This is a genomic window from Helicobacter valdiviensis (genome assembly GCF_003245365.1).
Taxonomy (GTDB): Bacteria; Campylobacterota; Campylobacteria; order Campylobacterales; family Helicobacteraceae; genus Helicobacter_D; species Helicobacter_D valdiviensis.
Genome location: NZ_NBIU01000022.1, coordinates 1 through 17,102, shown reverse-complemented (window position 1 = coordinate 17,102; position 17,102 = coordinate 1). Strand labels below are relative to the sequence as shown.

General features: G+C 33.2%; 20 protein-coding genes and 2 pseudogenes. 11 read left to right on the top strand and 11 right to left on the bottom strand.

The features are described 5' to 3' along the window. Positions 1-77: 77 nt before the first annotated feature. The 3 genes from B6S12_RS07470 to B6S12_RS07460 form a co-directional block, all read right to left on the bottom strand. A complete protein-coding gene (locus B6S12_RS07470; protein WP_111230169.1) occupies positions 78-641 on the bottom strand; it encodes a DNA-deoxyinosine glycosylase in 564 nt (187 codons plus the stop codon). Continuing rightward, complete coding sequence (locus B6S12_RS07465; RefSeq protein ID WP_111230168.1) at positions 641-1,678, bottom strand: MBL fold metallo-hydrolase; 1,038 nt, start codon at positions 1,676-1,678, stop codon at positions 641-643. The genes B6S12_RS07470 and B6S12_RS07465 overlap by 1 nt, the downstream gene beginning before the upstream one ends. A 94-nt stretch (positions 1,679-1,772) precedes the next feature. Then, complete coding sequence (locus tag B6S12_RS07460) at positions 1,773-2,288, bottom strand: DUF2165 family protein (protein WP_111230167.1); 516 nt, start codon at positions 2,286-2,288, stop codon at positions 1,773-1,775. A gap of 150 nt (positions 2,289-2,438) precedes the next feature. Between B6S12_RS07460 and B6S12_RS07455 the strand changes: the two genes are divergently transcribed. The 10 genes from B6S12_RS07455 (at position 2,439) to B6S12_RS07410 (ending at position 9,994) form a co-directional block, all read left to right on the top strand. Further along, the gene (locus tag B6S12_RS07455; RefSeq protein WP_111230166.1) at positions 2,439-3,239 is read left to right on the top strand and encodes an aldo/keto reductase; all 801 of its coding nucleotides are present in this window, start codon (positions 2,439-2,441) and stop codon (positions 3,237-3,239) included. Positions 3,240-3,325: 86 nt separating this feature from the next. Next, on the top strand, positions 3,326-4,342 hold the full coding sequence (locus B6S12_RS07450) for an alpha/beta hydrolase (RefSeq protein WP_111230165.1): 1,017 nt from the start codon (positions 3,326-3,328) through the stop codon (positions 4,340-4,342). Positions 4,343-4,416: 74 nt separating this feature from the next. Further along, positions 4,417-4,836 (top strand): cupin domain-containing protein, encoded by a 420-nt coding sequence (locus B6S12_RS07445; protein ID WP_111230191.1) that lies wholly within the window; start codon positions 4,417-4,419, stop codon positions 4,834-4,836. Positions 4,837-4,959: 123 nt separating this feature from the next. After that, complete coding sequence (locus tag B6S12_RS07440) at positions 4,960-5,721, top strand: carboxymuconolactone decarboxylase family protein (protein WP_111230190.1); 762 nt, start codon at positions 4,960-4,962, stop codon at positions 5,719-5,721. A 9-nt stretch (positions 5,722-5,730) separates the two neighbouring features. After that, positions 5,731-6,873 carry an aldo/keto reductase gene (locus tag B6S12_RS07435; protein ID WP_111230164.1) on the top strand — a complete coding sequence of 381 codons (1,143 nt, stop codon included), beginning with the start codon at positions 5,731-5,733 and terminating at the stop codon, positions 6,871-6,873. Then, positions 6,874-7,260, top strand: a complete 387-nt coding sequence (locus B6S12_RS07430; RefSeq protein ID WP_111230163.1) for a putative quinol monooxygenase — start codon at positions 6,874-6,876, stop codon at positions 7,258-7,260. Then, the gene (locus B6S12_RS07425; protein WP_111230162.1) at positions 7,261-7,665 is read left to right on the top strand and encodes a cyclophilin-like fold protein; all 405 of its coding nucleotides are present in this window, start codon (positions 7,261-7,263) and stop codon (positions 7,663-7,665) included. It begins immediately after the preceding gene. A gap of 2 nt (positions 7,666-7,667) precedes the next feature. Next, the gene (locus tag B6S12_RS07420; RefSeq protein ID WP_111230161.1) at positions 7,668-8,942 is read left to right on the top strand and encodes a hypothetical protein; all 1,275 of its coding nucleotides are present in this window, start codon (positions 7,668-7,670) and stop codon (positions 8,940-8,942) included. A gap of 21 nt (positions 8,943-8,963) precedes the next feature. After that, positions 8,964-9,212 (top strand): MerR family transcriptional regulator, encoded by a 249-nt coding sequence (locus B6S12_RS07415; protein ID WP_245892596.1) that lies wholly within the window; start codon positions 8,964-8,966, stop codon positions 9,210-9,212. Positions 9,213-9,412: 200 nt separating this feature from the next. Further along, the gene (locus B6S12_RS07410; protein WP_245892594.1) at positions 9,413-9,994 is read left to right on the top strand and encodes a sugar O-acetyltransferase; all 582 of its coding nucleotides are present in this window, start codon (positions 9,413-9,415) and stop codon (positions 9,992-9,994) included. A 42-nt stretch (positions 9,995-10,036) separates the two neighbouring features. Here the strand turns inward: B6S12_RS07410 and B6S12_RS07405 are convergent, their stop codons facing one another. From B6S12_RS07405 to B6S12_RS07390, 6 genes and pseudogenes are all read right to left on the bottom strand, one after another. Continuing rightward, the gene (locus B6S12_RS07405) at positions 10,037-10,603 is read right to left on the bottom strand and encodes a restriction endonuclease subunit S (RefSeq protein WP_111230160.1); all 567 of its coding nucleotides are present in this window, start codon (positions 10,601-10,603) and stop codon (positions 10,037-10,039) included. A gap of 32 nt (positions 10,604-10,635) precedes the next feature. After that, positions 10,636-11,616: a restriction endonuclease subunit S gene (locus B6S12_RS11685; protein WP_342767092.1), complete on the bottom strand. Its 981-nt coding sequence runs from the start codon at positions 11,614-11,616 to the stop codon at positions 10,636-10,638. After that, positions 11,602-11,967: pseudogene (locus B6S12_RS11680) on the bottom strand (restriction endonuclease subunit S); the annotation flags it as partial. The gene B6S12_RS11685 and the pseudogene B6S12_RS11680, both read right to left, overlap by 15 nt. A 59-nt stretch (positions 11,968-12,026) precedes the next feature. After that, entirely contained in the window at positions 12,027-13,886 is a 1,860-nt protein-coding gene (locus tag B6S12_RS07395) for an HsdM family class I SAM-dependent methyltransferase (protein ID WP_245892593.1), read from the bottom strand. Then, positions 13,843-14,094, bottom strand: coding sequence for a hypothetical protein (locus tag B6S12_RS11480; RefSeq protein ID WP_245892592.1), 252 nt, complete (start codon positions 14,092-14,094; stop codon positions 13,843-13,845). Before B6S12_RS11480 ends, B6S12_RS07395 begins: the two co-directional genes overlap by 44 nt. 353 nt (positions 14,095-14,447) lie before the next feature. Further along, complete coding sequence (locus B6S12_RS07390) at positions 14,448-15,977, bottom strand: MFS transporter (protein WP_111230159.1); 1,530 nt, start codon at positions 15,975-15,977, stop codon at positions 14,448-14,450. A gap of 134 nt (positions 15,978-16,111) precedes the next feature. Between B6S12_RS07390 and B6S12_RS07385 the strand changes: the two genes are divergently transcribed. Continuing rightward, on the top strand, positions 16,112-16,525 hold the full coding sequence (locus tag B6S12_RS07385; RefSeq protein WP_111230158.1) for a hypothetical protein: 414 nt from the start codon (positions 16,112-16,114) through the stop codon (positions 16,523-16,525). Positions 16,526-16,629: 104 nt separating this feature from the next. Here the strand turns inward: B6S12_RS07385 and B6S12_RS07380 are convergent, their stop codons facing one another. Both B6S12_RS07380 and B6S12_RS07375 read right to left on the bottom strand, forming a co-directional pair. Further along, positions 16,630-16,884 (bottom strand): hypothetical protein, encoded by a 255-nt coding sequence (locus B6S12_RS07380; protein WP_111230157.1) that lies wholly within the window; start codon positions 16,882-16,884, stop codon positions 16,630-16,632. A gap of 14 nt (positions 16,885-16,898) precedes the next feature. After that, a pseudogene (locus tag B6S12_RS07375) lies at positions 16,899-17,102 on the bottom strand (DUF1311 domain-containing protein); the annotation flags it as partial.

The window sequence follows — 17,102 nt, the reverse complement described above, 5'->3', positions numbered from 1 at the left end:
TTGTAGATTTAGAGCCTTTTATATAAAATTTCCACCTTTTGATTTTCTTTTAAAATATTATTGAATGCAAAAGCAGATTATAAAAATTCCTTTAAAATACTCCATTCTTTTATTAAAGCTTCAAGTTTATACCGTGCGTTTGCACTACTTGTAGAAGGTAGGGTAAAAATTGGCAGATTTAAAATAGTGTTATTATTGGGTGTTTGATCTTTGTGGTGGGAGCAAAGCGTATCAAAGGCTTTTCTAGCAAGTTTGCCATTGCAAAAGATAGTGCTAATTTGGCTTTTTGAAACAAGTCTTGCAATATCATTAAAGCTTAAAATCTCTAAATTTGTATCGCTTGAATTATTCGCCTTTCTTTTGCAGGTTTGCACGCAGTCCCAAAGTGCGATATGATGAGTTAGTAAAAAATCACTCTGAATCTTTATAATCTCTTTATTTTGCAAATGCCTATCTTTTGAGGTTGGCAAAACCTCATTAAACACACAAGCCAAAACGCTCCAAAAGCGATTATTAGAATTCCCATAATAAAAGCCAAAAGTTTCTGAAGTAATGGAGGGAAATGAGCCTAAAATTAACACTTTAGAGTTTTGATTAAAGATAGGGGTAAAAGAGTGAGAATGGATTATATTAGCTTGCATTAAAACTCCCACCACTCTTCAAGCAAAGGCTTAGAATCTAGTGCATAAAGCTCGCCAATCTTTGGCACACAAATGGGCTTATTATGCTCCTTGCAAAGCTTTATGAGATTTTTAAGCGGTTCATTCCAAGCGTGCGTGCCAGCCACAAATCGCCCATAATGGATTGGGATAATCATCTTAGCCTTTAAATCTAGTGCGCTTTGCAAAACCTCATGGGTAAAAGAGTGCGAATAGCGCCAAGCTCTGTTGTATTGCCCATTTTCTAAAAGCGCTAAATCAATGCTAAATCTTTCCCCAATCTCCCTAAAATGCGTGTAATACCCGCCATCGCCACTTAAAAAGATATTTTTCTCTCCAAAGCTTAGCACATAGGAGCTCCAAAGCGTCCTTTGCCACTCTACCCCTCTACCAGAGCTATGTTGAGAGGGTGTGCAAGTGATTTTTATCCCTTCAATCTCTATGCTTTCCCACCAATTCAGCTCGCTTACATTCTCCACACCCCAAAATTGCAGGTGCGAACCAACCCCAAGTGGCGTGATAAAGTGCCTTGCCTTATCTTTTAGCGCTAGTATGCTGTTATAGTCCAAATGATCGTAATGATCATGCGTGATAAGCACAATATCAACTTTGCTAAAATCCTGCGCGCTAAAGTAGCTATGCGAATGAAAGGCTTTATTGATATAGGGCTTTGGCGCGGCATAGTGGCTAAAGAGCGGATCTACAAGGATATTTAAGCCTTTGTAATGCAAAAAGATAGAAGAATGCCCAAGCCACGCTATGAGCGGAGTCTTGCTAAAAAGCGCGCTAAAATTACTTTTTACACAGGGCAGAAGCGAGTTTGGAACGGCATTTTTGGGCTTTAAGAGGTAGTATTTTAGCACTGCAAGAAAATTAGCGCGTTTTATGTGTCTTGCCTGTGGGTTTTGATTGATAAAATAGCCCTTTTGCTTTGCTTCATTCCATGCAAAATTAGGCGCTTTGGCAAATTCCCTCATTTGCTCTATACTTGGATTTTTCCCTTTGGCGATGTTTGACATAGGATTCCTTAAGGCTATATCAAAAAGATTTTAGGAGATTTAATAATGTATAGCTTGCAAAACTATATATTATTGAAGAGATAAAATGATGAAATTAATCATCATTTTTTAAGCTGATGAAAACTAGAGCTATAAACATATAAGTTACAAGCCTTGTAGCATCTGGTAAGCCATTCCAAGTTTTGCTCATCCACATACCAAACCACTCAGCCGCTACAACTTGAAAAGCAAAAAACCAAAGAATGCAACAACAAGTCAAAGCTACAATGCCCCATTTTTTAGCTTCATGAAAAGCAGCGCCATCAAGATTTCTTGCCTTAAACATATCCCATGCACCTTTTAGGGCGCTTAGGGTTATGAAAGCCTCAAAACAAATAATACCTACATAGCCAATATGATGAATCATGGGCGAAGTGATAGCTCTATAGACTATAGCCTCACCTAGATAATCAGGCTTAGTATCCATACTCATTACATGCGAAACAAATTGGAAATTAGAATTATAATCTGTTACATTTCCAAATACTACAATACCACCCAAAGAAGCCACGGTAAGCAAAATGATGATTTTAGATAACCTTAAAAAATACGCTACAGAATAACACTGCATTTTTACCTCCTAGATAACTAAAATAAACTTTATATTTTATCATATTTTTTAATTTTATTCTTGACTTAGAGTTACTCTAATCATTTATAATTATTATTTTAATAAAAAGCAAAAGAAAATTATTTTGCGGTTTAGATATAGGAATGCAATATGGAATATAAGTTATTAAACAATGGCATAAAAATCCCTGTTCTTGGTTTTGGCACAGCTAGAATGCAAGGAGAAGAATGCTATAAGTCTGTGAGTGAGGCATTAGAGTGTGGCTATAGGCTTATAGATACTGCACAAATGTATGAAAACCATAAAGATATAGCTAGAGCTTTGCAAGCCAGCCAAATTCCTAGAGAAGAGCTTTTTGTGATGAGTAAAATTTCTCATAATTTTAATTTCTTACAGACAAAAGAACAAATTTATAGGATTTTAGAGGAGCTTAGTTTGGAGTATTTAGACTTGCTTTTAATCCATGAGCCTTATTCAAATAGTCTTGAAATTTATGAAGCCATGCAAGAAGCTTATGAAAGTAAGCTTGTGAAATCTTTGGGGGTAAGTAATTTTAATGAAAAATTTCTTTTTAAATTTATGCAAAAAGTGGCAATAAAGCCTGTGCTTAATCAATGTGAAACCCATCTTTTATACCAGCAAAAATCTTTACGCATTATGCTTTTAAAGCATGATATATTTTTGCAATCTTGGAGTCCTTTTATAGCAAATCAAAATGGAATTTTAAAACATCCTCTTTTGAACGATTTAGCTAAAAAATATTCCAAAACTCCCGCACAAATTATTTTGAATTTTTTTTATAGACTTGGTATTTTATTAATTCCTAAGAGTTCTAATCTTCAAAGAATGAAAGAAAATTTGGAAATTTTTGATTTTGGCTTGGAAGATGGAGATTTGCAAAAGCTTAAAAATCTTGATACTGGCAAAAGCTTTTTTGGGTGGTATGAGTAAATTTTGTAAATTTTGCCAAAAAACTCTTGACTTAGAGCTACTCTCATCTTTTATAATTTGATAAATTTTTCAAGAAAGGAGCAGATATGCAAAAGAATTTTTTCAAACTATTTTTTATTATTTTGTTTGGAGGTATGAGTATGCTAGAAGCAGGCACTTGGGATAAGGTGTTTAAACAAAGCGATAAAGTCAGTGTGCAAAAAGTGAGTTTTAAAAATCGCTATGGCATTGCTTTGGTTGGGGATTTGTATATCCCTAAAAATGCGGATTCTAAAAAGCTTGGTGCTATTGCGATTAGCGGTTCTTTTGGTGCGGTAAAAGAGCAAGTTTCAGGCTTTTATGCGCAGACTTTAGCAGAATCTGGCTTTATCACCCTAGCTTTTGATCCTTCATTTACTGGAGAGAGTGGCGGAAGTCCTAGAAGTGTGGCAAGTCCTGATATAAATACAGAGGATTTTAGCGCGGCGGTGGATTTTTTGAGTAATTTTAAAAAAGTAGATTCTGAAAAAATAGGTATTTTAGGGATTTGCGGATTTGGTGGTTTTGCCTTAAATGCAGGCTCTATGGATACAAGAATTAAGGCGATTGTAACTTCTACCATGTATGATATGAGCAGGGTAAATGCCTATGGATATAACGATAGCCTAGATAAAAAAGCACGCTTTGAGCTCAAGCAAAAACTCAATGAAACACGCACAAAAGATTTTAAAAACGGCACTTTTGCTAAGGGTGCAGGCTTGCCAGAAAAACTTAGCGGAAATGAGCCAAAATTCATTCAAGAATACTTTGAATATTACAAGACTAAAAGGGGCTTTCATAAACGCTCGATCAACTCAAATGGTGCGTGGAATGCCACTTCAGCGCTTGGGTTTATCAATGCGCCCATTCTTAAATTTAGCGATGAGATAGAATCTCCTGTATTGATGATACACGGAGAAAACGCACATAGTAGGTATTTTAGCGAAGATGCGTTTAAAAAGCTAAAGGGTAGCAACAAAGAGCTTTTCATCGTAAAAGGTGCCAACCATGTGGATTTATACGACAATGCAGACAAAATTCCTTTTAGTAAAATCGCAGAATTTTTTAGCAAAAATCTCAAATAAGGATAAAAATGAAAAAAGTTTTATTTTTAGCGTGTTTTGGTGCGATTTTAGCTTTTGCGGACAAAGGAGAAAATATGCAAGTGGTAGAAAAAGCAGGAGTTCATGGGAGTTTCAAAGGAGATTCTAAAATCTTTAGTGGTGAAGTGAAAGTGAGTATGATGTTTAGGGCAAATGAGTGGCGTGATTTTAGCGGTGGCTTGGTGGAGTTTAGCAAAAATGCTAGAAGTGCTTGGCACACCCACCCAAAAGGGCAGACACTCATTGTAACAGAGGGTGAAATCATCACTAAAGCCGTAGGACAAAAAGCCACAATCGCTAAAAAGGGCGATGTGATAAGCTGTCCTATTGGAGTGAAGCATTTCCATGGGGCTACAGAATCTAGCAAGGGTGCACATATCGCACTTACAAGCGAAGTGAATGGTAAAAATGTAGAGTGGCTAGAGTTAGTTAGCGAAGAAGAGTATAAAAACGCGCTCAAAGAGGCAAGAGAATAAAAGGCTTAAATTGAGATGAAACGAAGGAATTTTTTAAGTTTTAGCATAAAAACCTTTATGCTTTTAGGTGCATCTTCAAGCGCGCTATTTTCGCAAAATATCAACACAATCAAGGAGAAAAGCATGAGTGTAGCACAAAAAGCAAGAGAAATTTTTGAAAAGCTTTTGGGCGGAGCGAAAAAAGAGCCGCTTTTAAAAAGCGATAAGGATTATTTTAGCAATCACATAAATTTCACTTTTGGCGAGAGCTTTAGGGTGGCAAATTTAGACACACAGACTTATTTTTTAATCACGCTTGGGGCGAGTTTGGCAGCGGGTGGGAAAATGGAGTTTAAAGCCCTGCTTAAAGGTGCGATCAATAACGACATAAGCCCAGTTGCCATTAAAGAGGTGATTTATCAAGCCACGCCTTATGTGGGGTTTGTTAGGGTGCATGATTTTTTAAGCCTTTGTAATGATGTGTTTGAAAAATTAGGGATTGAAATGCCACTAGAGCCACAAGGCACAACCACAGAAGAAAATCGAAAGCAAAAGGGCAGGGAAGCACAAAATGCGATTTTTGGTGAGGCAAATATTACCAAAATGATAGAATCTACCCCAAAAGATAAAGCCTTTATCAATGACTTTTTAAGTGCGAATTGCTTTGGGGATTACTACACAAGAGGCGGGCTAGATCTAAAGACTAGAGAGCTTTTAACGCTTGTGTATCTTATCTCACTTGGTGGGGCGGACAATCAAGTAAAAGCCCATGTGCAAGGCAATCTAAATCTAGGGCAAAGCAGAGAAAGTCTACTTAAAATCATAGCCGCACTTGTGCCCTACATTGGCTATCCAAGGGCGCTAAATGCTATAAGTGCGTTAGATAGTTTGACTTTAAATATTTAAGGAAATATTATGAATGCAAGAAGAAAATTTTTAAAAACTTCAACACTTAGTGTAATCGCACTTGGCGGGGCAGTGGCATTTGCTAAAGATTTGCAAGATTCACAAACTCACACTATGCAAAGTGCTACATTTAAATCCCAAAGCCTACCTTACAGAATCTTGGGTAAAGATTTAAAAGTAAGTGCACTAGGCTTAGGCTGTATGGGAATGAGTCATGGACATGGTCCAGCACGCGATGAAAAAGAGATGATAAAGCTACTCCATAAGGCTATTGAGCTAGGAGTAACTTATTTTGACACCGCTGAAGTTTATGGACCATATACCAATGAAATATTGCTAGGGAAGGCACTAAAGCCCTACCGCGATAAAGTGATTATTGGCACAAAATTTGGGCTTTATTATCCATTTTCTAAGCAACATCAAGATTCTAGCAAAAAGGCAATTTTGCGTGCAGTTGATGGGAGTTTGAAACGCTTGCAAAGCGATTATGTCGATCTTTACACCCAGCACAGAGTAGATCCTGACACACCTATTGAAGAGGTGGCAGATACGATGAGTGAGCTTATCAAAATGGGGAAAATCCGCTATTATGGGCTAAGCGAGCCAAATTACAAAACCATACAAAGAGCACACAAAATCCACCCTGTAACTTCAGTGCAAAATCATTATTCTATGATGTTTAGAGAGGTTGAAGAGAATAAAATTTTGCAAACTTGCGAAAAACTTGACATTGGTTTTAGTGCGTATTCTCCGCTAGAGCGCGGATTTTTAGGCGGACTTATGAATAAAAATACTACCTTTCATAAAACTTTAGATATGCGAGCAGGTTTTCCAAGATTTCAAAAAGACGCATTAAGAGAAAATCAAAAGATTCTAAACTATGTCAAAGAAATCGCAAAAAGCAAAAAGGTTGATGGCAAAAGTGCCACAAGCGCGCAAATTGCACTTGCTTGGCTTTTGGCACAAAAGCCCTTTATTATGCCAATCCCAGAAACTACAAAACTTACGCACTTAAAAGAAAATCTAGGAGCGTTGCAAATTAGTTTTAGCCAAGATGAATTAGAAGCGATTGATAAAGCCTTAAAATCTATGCCTGTTTTTGGGGAGAGGTATCCGCCAAATTCTGATGCGGCACGCAGTGTGGGGCTATAGATGAGAAAGCTTTTAACTATTTTATTTTTAGGAGTTTTGGGAGTGAATGCGCAAGGTTTTATGCAAGAATTTATGAGTGTGAAAATTTCAGAAATTGAGATTGATTGCAAATACTTAGAGGAGTATAAAAAGATTTTAAAAGAAGAGAGCGAGCAGAGTGTGAGAAATGAAGAGGGTGTTTTAGTGCTTTATGCCTTAGCTTACAAGGAAAATCCTTGTAAATTTAGCATTATAGAATCTTACAAAGATGAAGAAAGCTATCAAAAACACATAAAAAGCGCACATTTTCAAAGGTATAAACAAAGCACAATACACATGATAAAAAGCCTAAAATTTGTGCCTATGGAGGCGCTAAGCCCAAAAATGTTTTTAAATAAGGAATTTTAAATGAAAAAGGTTATTGTGCTAGGACTTTTATGTCTAAATTTTTTACTAGGAGAGCAAATGCAAATAAAATTACTTTTTAATGGCAAGGAATTGCGTGTAAATTTAGAGCAAAATGAGGTTTCAAAGCAGTTTTATAACGCGCTTCCAATGGAGCTAGATTTTAGCGATTTTGCAAGGAAAGAAAAGATTGCACACTTACCCAAAGCATTAAATGCAAAAGGAAGCAGTGCGTATAAGCCTCAAATTGGAGATTTATTCTACTATGTGCCTTGGGGCAATATAGGCATTTTTTATGAATTGCAAAATGCGAGCGATGATTTGGTGTTTTTGGGCAAAGTGCAAGGGAATTTAGAAACTCTAAAAGCACAAAAAAGAGATTTTAAAGTAAAGATTATAAAGGAGTAAAAATGGAATTTAAAGCTTTATTAAATATAAAAGAAAGAAGATTACAAGAATGTCAAGAATTGATAGAACAGCTTAAAGAAGAAAGAAGCAAACAAGATATTGCAAGTAATGAAAACATAAAAGAAATAAGTCTAAAGTTGCAAACTTTAGTAGAAACAGAAATTTTGTTTTTTGAAAATTTGGAATATCAAAAATTTAAAAACAATCCTCAAGAGTTTGATGATTTGGAAGATGAAATTTATTTTTATTTTGATTTGTATAAGAAAAATATTTCCAAACCAGAATTAAAAAAGCTTGAGTTTAAATCTAAAGTTAAATTTAAAAAATATGAAGAACGCTATGAGACAAGAAAAGATAAAAAAGATTTTATTAAACTTTCAAAATCAATTTTGCAAACTTCAAAAGATTTATTTCAAGTTGCAAGTTTTGCGGGAATTTCTATAGTCATTTTTATACTTATTCAGCATTCTTTACAAACAAGAACCATTCCTTTTTTGGATAGCCAAAAGGCAATTGCTTTGGCAATTACAGGGGTTTTATTTGGGGGAATTTTTAGTTTTTTCTATATAGGAATATTTTCTTTTGTAAGAGAATTATATAAACAATATTTTGAAATACCAAAAATGATCCCTTTGATAATTTATTTTGCTTCATCTATTATCACTTTTATCACATTGCAGAAACCCAATATATTATTATTAATATCTATTGCTATTGTATTTATAGTTGCAAACGCTGCATTATATTTTTTTGGAAGAAAAGATAGGGTTTCATCAAATAAAATAGAAACTTTTATGCTACAAACCGTATTAATACTTATTATGTATGTATCTATGATCATTGTTAGCATTTCTATCATCATTAAAACCCAAGAAATTAATTATTTTTATCTAGGCTTTGGTTGTTTAATTATTTTTATATTTTTTAGCCTTCCATTGTGTTTTAAAGAACTTAAAAGTTTTAAATTTTTTGCTTTGATTAACACTATTATCTTATTTTTATCTATTGTATTTTTAAATGAAAATATTACTTCTTATTTAAAAATAGGTAATTTTAAGGCAGAAATGACACTAAGTAAAAATAAAAATATAAAAGATAAATTATTGGACAACAATATCAGCTTTACTGAAAATGAAGAGGGTTTACAAGTAAAAGATTTATATATTCTTTCAGATGCAAAAGATGTATATTATATACAAAGCAAAAAAGAAGAAAATAAGAAACCAAAAAAATCATTCCCGATAGAGAAAAAATATGTTTTAGATAAAGATTTTTGATATTTGTATGAAGGAGTAAATTTGGCTTATACAATTATAGAAGTAGAGAGAAAAACGGGTGTTGCTAGCAGGACACTAAGATTTTGGCTTAGCAAGGGAGTTTTCCCCTATGTGGAGAAAGATAAAAAAGGTGTGCATTATTTTAGTGAGAAGGATTTGCAATGGGTGCTTTGGGTGGATTGTTATCGCCAAATTGATATGAGCATTAAGGATTTAAAGATTATATCGCACCTTGTGTCAAAGGTGAAAACACGGCAAAAGAAAGGCTAGAATTATATTGTGTTGCATTAAAAGAAAATGCTAAAACATAGCTGCAGATATAAAGCTATTACAAAAAGTTTCTGTAAAAGAGGGCTAAGCAAAAGTTTAAGGGCTTTTATAATAAAAATTTAAAAATTTGACATTTTTTCTCTTGACTTAGAGCTACTCTTATCTTTTATAATTTCACAAAAACTTGAAAAAGGATACATATGCAAAAGCAAATGAGTTTATTAGAGCGGGATTTAGCGGGGCTTGGTGTGGAAAATAAGGGCGAGGCGTTTGAAAAGGAGCTTTTGCCCCTAATCCTGCACGCGCAAAAATGCGTAGCCAAGCTAAATAGCGGCTATCATGATGAAAAAGAGGTAAGAGAAATCCTAAGTGAGCTTATGGGAAAGCAGGTAGATTCTAGTCTTTGGCTTCTTCCGCCTTTTTATACGGACTTTGGGCGCAATATTAAGTTTGGTAAAAATGTGTTTATCAACTCATCTTGCACCTTTATGGATAGAGGCGGGATAAATATCGGTGATGATGTGTATATCGCGCCAAAGGTGTGTCTAACCACGATTAATCATGACATTAATCCCTATAATCGCGCAACTACCTTTTGCAAACCCATAAATATCGGTAATCGCGTGTGGATAGGGATAAACGCCACAATTTGCCCGGGTGTGAGCATTGGGGATAACTCCATAATCGCAGCGGGTGCGGTGGTAACTAAAGATGTGGCAAGCAATGTGATTGTAGGTGGGAATCCTGCTAGGGTGATAAGGGAGATAGAAGCTAAGTCTTAAAGAAATAAAATTTTAAAGAATTTAAGGCAGAGATTGCTAAAATCAATGCCTTTTAATACATTCTTTTGTGGCGTTTATCTTAGAATCCGCATATAAAACGACACTTTTAATCACCTCTTTTTGTATAGCTTTAATACTAGATTTCATAAAATCAAAGGCAAGATTACCACTAGAATCTGTGGGGAGTGTGATTTTTAAGTCTGGTAATTTATTAGTAGCATTTGCTAAATAATCTTTGAATAAAGTTTGTAATTTATTAATTGTGCTAACAAAAAATAATCTTATTTCTTTGTTTATTTTAATTTTATCTTTAAACACAAGTGCCTTAACTCTAGTTCCTATATGAAAATTCTCAAATTGTGTTGTGGCATAAAATACCCCTCTATCAGCTAAAGAAATAGTGTAACGATAATCAAAAATATGTCTATCATCAAGTTTTTTAATATATTTTACAACTCCATTATCTGTGTTTTGATGGCTAACCAGCGGTATATTGCCTAGTTCTGTTTGTCCTATAATCACATCTCTACCAGTAAATATCTCAAACAAATCTCTGATTCTAAACTCTCTCCACTCTAAAGATTTAAATCCTTTTTCGCTAGTTTCTATAAATTCTAAATATTCTTGCAGGCTAAAGGATATTACCCCCCCCCCCCATTATTAATAGCAAGATTATAAGCATTGAGTTTAGCTTCCCAGAATTCATAAAGTCTTTTGATATGGAGTTTTTCTACTGCCTTGATAGTGTGCTCCATAAAGTCAAAATCAAGATTGCCTTTAGAATCTATTGGAAGCAAAAAGCTTTCTGCTCTCAATCGCTCATCGTTAATCTCTCGCCCAAAATCATGTTTGTTTTTTAGCTTTTCAAAAATAGGTATCAAAAATAGTGCGATTTCTTTGCTTAGCTCTCTTTCTTTGAGCCAAATCACCATGCAATGATCGCTCGCTACAAATTGATAAGAGTGATAAAAACAAGCCCCCACACTACCGCTATTTGCTAGTGTGAGTTTGTTTTGATAGATTGTCATATAAGGAGGTGGTGAGACAAAATTATCTACACCATTATTAGACGCACTAGAAGAGATATAGGCAATATCACCACTTACATGATCGCTCTTTTTATATCTCTTGCCTCTTTTGTATAAAAAGAGCGAATCAAAAGAGAATGTTTGCCATTGCACACTATGTTGTCTCTCTAACGCCTGATGTGCTAAAGCACTTAAAGCAGAATTGAGAAAATGCTCTCTTGCAAGATGAGATTGCTTAGGGGTTACCCCAATAGAATCTGTATTGGTATGTATTGCTTGTAGTGCAAGTTTTTCATCTTTGGTGAGTGTATAATTACTTAGTCCGCTCGCGCGCAAATACGCTTCCAGCTCCCGCACACGCTCCGCTTCCAGCTCCGCTATATAAGATTCCATAAAATCAAAAGCGATGGAATACGATTCTGTATTAGAATTATACCCTTTTTCTGTTATGTTGAGCGGTTGCGAAACATCTTTTATAGAATCTAATTTGTCATTTTGAGTATTAGCAAAAAATCTTGCGGGATTTTCTTTAGATTCTTCGGGTAATGCCTCAGAATGACAATATACTGGGAGGGTTAAATTATGTTGTTGTATTTCATCTAATGTGTAGCCACCTTGTTGTCCGTTGTATTTTGATAAAAACTTGTTAATATGTGCCATAAAATATATAGCTATTTTTTTATTGATTCTAAATTTGGGCGATAGTTTGTTGATATTTTGTGAACAATAATAAGGCTCTGTTTGAAATGTTGTATATTTATAATTCCCTATAACCGATGCTGTTATAGTGTTTGCTTTGTTGGGTTCAAAGTCTTGTTTTTCTATACGACCCTTTATGCCATTTTTAATACGACCTACAAAATTAATACCAGACTCTACAAAACACAATTTTCCCTCATCTAATGATTTTGTGCCACTAACCTCAAATAAATCCCCGATTCTAAACTCTCTCCATTCTCCCCCTGCTTTTTTGAAATCAGATTCTAATTTCTCTAAAGCAGGGTTTAGAACTTTCCCTGCGTAATTCCTTCTTGCTTTAAAATATTACTCACTTCCCAAGTAAGATATTCGCTCACACTCTTTTTAAAATCTTCTAGTGTGGGTTTGGTATCGATTTTTTTATGTTGTGAGTAAGTCCAGTCTCTGCCTTCCAAATTAATACAATCTTCTATATAAAAATCTTTATAATAATTTAAATACTTTGCTCCATAAAGCACAATATTTACAAGCTCTTCGTATCTTGCTTTTGCATTATTAGTATCTTTTAGATTGACACTTGCTTTTGATTTTTTCCTTGCCGCTCTTGTGTAGCCATCGGTGCTAAAGTCTATAAATTTTACTAAAGCTTTTTTATCGTGTTTTACTCCCACTTCAAACACATAAATGGCTGTTTGCACGCTTGATTTTCCTACAAATAAATCATTTGGCATTTTGATACTTGCTAAAAGGCTTGAATGCTCTAAAATATTTTTAGTATAGGGAAGCCCATTGCCACTTCCAGCATTTTCTTGGATAATCACTACTGCTTTGCCTTTTTGCATTCTTTTTAATGCTCTATCTACAAAAATAAAGCCTTTGCCCTCTGCAGAATAAGGGGGATTTAGCAAAAAGACAGTGGCTGGGAAACTTTTGCCTTTTTTATCTCCTTGCTCGTAGTTGCCCTCATATTCTTTCAAACTATCTTTATGTAATAAATTCGCACTCCCATCATCAAGCAAAATCATATTTAAGATTCCAAGTAGATAAATATCAGTGCGTTTTTCTACACCTAAGAGTTGATAAGCTTTGATATGAGCGATTTTTTCTTCTTTTTCTTGTGGACTTTTGATGTTTTCACAATCTTTTATCATCGCATTCATGGATGAGATAAGAAAAGCTCCTGAACCTGTCGCATAGTCCCATACAAAAGAATCTTTATTCACTCTTGCAAGGGCTACCATGAGATCTACGACATACCTAGGTGTAAGCACGACATCGTTTTTTTCATTATCCGGCACTTCTAGCCATTTGGTAATGGAATTAAAAAGTCTTCCGGCAATATCTGCATTTTTTAGCTTTTTTACAAGGGGTAAAATATTATCAAGCACTTGGATATAGATTTTTTTCAGTGGGCTTTCATCGCTTGAGTGTAAAAGCTCGTTGGTATAGGATTTTACATTATAAAGTTTAGAATGGATAAAGGCTTTTTCTAAATCGTTGATAACGAGATTAATTTTTTCTTGTGGTAGATTTTTGTAGCTTAAAAAATCTTTGATTTTATTCAGAAAAATTTGTCCGTCATTTGTGTATTGTCCTTCTTGTCCTTTTAGCTCGTCTAATTTTAGTGGTGCGATTTTATCAGCCACGCCTTGAGCTGCCATTATCATACCTACAAGCAAGGCTACTCTATCATTGGGGCTAATATTTAATAAGCTATCGTGCATAAATTGATTGAGTGCATTAAGTTTAGATTCTGTATCGCTTTCAAGCTCTTCAATAGCTTTTGCTTTTTCTTCATCACTTAAGTTGATAGAATCTATTTTAAGCATTAAATCATCTAAATATTCTTTTGATAAACAACTTAAATCTTTAAAATCATCTATTTTTTTAGGAATACTTAAATTTTCACGATTTAAGTAATAAAGGGCGTATTCTATTTTAGGTTCTTTATCGCTTGATGATTCGTAATAGCCATTAACTCCTATTGCAATGACTTCATCATAGCTATGCGTATAATCAAGGATTGCATTAGCATAATGCACTGCACCATTTAGGGCGTATTCTTGGATATTTTTATAATGGGGTTTATTATCTTTGGTGGTATTTTCTATCCCTTCATCTTTAAATTTGGCAAGTTTGTTTTTTAAGCCTTTTGCTTCTATCATAATTAGGAATAGTTCTTAGTGTTTTTGTTTTGATTAATAATTTTATATCAGGATAATTTTTGCCATCTCCGCCACTTTTGCTTGGAGCTTTTGTAAGTGCTTCATCAATTTCGGTATTGATACCTTGTGTTTTTGCGTAATAGGGAATTTTTAGAGTGTTAAGCTGTGATTTTATACTATCTTCAACAATTTCTTCTATTGACTGCATTAAAATCCTTTGTGAAATTTTGCTAATTCGTTTTAATGGGGTAATTTTACTATGTTTTGACTTAATAATACGCTCTATTTGGCGGTATTTCTTTATAATTACGCATATTATAATTTCAAGGATATCATGCAATACATAGCCCTAAAAAATAGCTTAAAAAACTTATAGTTTAGTTTTGTGTAGTGCAAATTGCGTTTAGGTTTTTGCTAGGGCAAGGTGTGCAAATAATCTCAAAGATGCAAGAGAAAGCAATGTAAGAAAATCTTAATCTTTTTAATCTTGCTTTGCAAAATGATGAAACTTTAAAGAAGCCCAGATGTCAATAAAAGTGCATTTATCTAAAAAACAATAAATCAATACATGGAATTATTGACACTTGAAGAATGGACGCCAAATTGTTGGCTAATGCATTCAAAAACCAAATCATTCTCTCTTTTCTTTAAAATACGAATATTTGTGAGTTGGACTTTTTTATCGATTGTGTTTTTTGTTTGGCAACTTGATGGAATATTGATTGTGTGATTTGAATTTAATGTTAGATTTTTTGCATTGCTTGAAATATCACTAATTTCTGAAACCAAATCATTCTTTTTTGCTAAAACAGGGTTGCTTTTGCAAGTTAGTAAAATCTTTTCTCCTCTGTTTGAGAGTATATGGACATTTTTTAAAATAATTTCATCTTTTAATAGAGTAAAATCGCAATTTTTTTGATATTTTGAAGAGGAGTTGGGCTTTAAAGAAAGGGAACTTAAATCATAATTGCCTAGTTTTAGTAGTGATATAATATTGGAAGAAAAAGCCATTGGAATTATTGAAAGAAAAGTGATAAGAGCAGTTACGATAAATGAGGGTTTTATAAAGCTAAAGTTGATTTGCAATGGAAAAAGTATGAGTATGGCATTATAGGTAAAGAATAAAAAGGTAAGTAAGGCTAATTCTATCCAGGTAGTATTTTGTCCCATAAGTGATAACATAAATAAAAAATAAAAAATAAGATTACAAGCCATTAAAAATAATATATAAATAATTGAATAAGATTTATCTTTGTAATCTTTAATAAAAAGTATTGCAAAAATAAAAAATGCAATCAATAATAAGATGCAAAATATAACTAGAAGCCATTGTGAGAAAATGTCAAAAGTATCTCCTAAAGTAACAAGAATAGTGGAAAGAAGTGGCATATTAATAAGCATAATAAAAGCTAAAATTTGTTTATTGCTCCAATATTGCTTGGAATTTTCTTGTATCTTTTTTATATAAAAAATAAACAAGGTAAGTAATAATCCTACAAAAATAGTATAAGCTATACCAATAATGCCTGCCATAGCTAATAAGAATAATGCGTTTTCTTGTGTGATAATAGGAGTATAATGAATATCTAGAGCAAAATACTTCATTAAAATAAGTGCTCCTATGACATTACATAGTGTAAATAGCAATACCCAGTGCTTAACAAAGTATTTTGCAAGATTATATAGAGAGTTTATAGAATGTTTCTCATCAAGTTTAATGCATAGCTTTTCTAAAAAATCTTTATCTTGATCGTATCCAATATTGGCTTTCTTGTTTGTTTTTATATCTTGATAAATTTCTTTTGCTTTATGCCTTTTAAAATCTTGAAGTAGTGTGCGGGCGGTATAATAAATTTCATTGTCTAGCTCTTTAAGTCTTTTAGACAACTCTATAGTGTATTTAGGAGTTTCTAATAAGTCTTTTTTGTTTTTAATAAGTGTTTCAAGTTTAAAGCTCTTGTGTTTAATGAAATCTGGCTTTGTATTATGATAAAACTCATCTAGCCATTTTATTGTATCTTGATAAGATTTTGTGAAACTATCCCTTTCTTTTAGAAAATCATTCATAAGTTTATTGTAAGTATTTTGCATAATACTGCCTTAAAATATATAGAAGTCTTATTGATAAAATTCTGGCAAATAAAAAATAAATATAAAATTAATTTATGGAAAAATATTTTATTATATAATTAAATATTTTAATCTGTATAAGTAAAGGAGAAAATATGAAAAAAGCGTTATTGGTTTTAGGATTTTCTGGAATTTTATTTGCTCTTCCTCCTCATTTATCTCCAAAAGAAGAGATTAAGGGGATTAATGTAGAGGTTTTTGATAGAGCAAGTTTTTCTCAAAAAAGAGAAGCATTAAAGATTGATTATGAATTTAAAAAGCAAGAACATAAATCGAATGAAAAATATCGCCAAAATGACAGAAAACTAGATTATGATATAAGAATGTTAAGAATTGATTTGCAAGAGGCTAAAAGTATAAGAGATGAAGCAAAGGTTAATACGATTTTGACACAAATTGTAAAACTAGAAGAGAAAAAACGCCTAAACAAAGAAGAAGAAAGAACACAAAGGGAAAAAATCCAATCCCAAAGAATTTCAAAAATTTATCAGCAATTAGGAATACAATAAAATATAGAAATTATCTAGATTGAATTTGGACTTTTTTGGTAGAGGGAATTAGAAGGTATTAAAGAAGACTTTGGATTTTGTGTGGTTTTAGATGTATATAGACACTAGGCTGTATAGGCTTTATCTATATTATCTAAAGCCTTTATATCTTTTTTGGTTTTTAAATCTTTTACACTCCCGAATAATCCTAATTCATTTAATACAACAATCAACCATTTTCTTTCTCGTAAATTAGCACCATAGCCTATGGTTAAAATTTTTTGTGAATCATTATAAGGCAGTGCCCTAAAACCCTCAATAGCTTTAATAAATTTAAAAACATCTTCTAAATATTCTGTATTTTTTGTTGTTTCAAACATCAATTATTCCTTTTTTAATAAGTGCATTTTAGCTCTCTTTTATTACCTTCTAAAAGATAAATGCGTGTTTCTGGATAAGTAGAATTCTCATCAAAATTAAATCTACCATTCCAAAGGGTTATATAATTTTTACCTTGAAACTCCATAACTCCATAAGCTAAATAGCTTAGTATAGGAATCTCAGAATCTAATAGTATTCCTGAAACTTTATTGCTTGG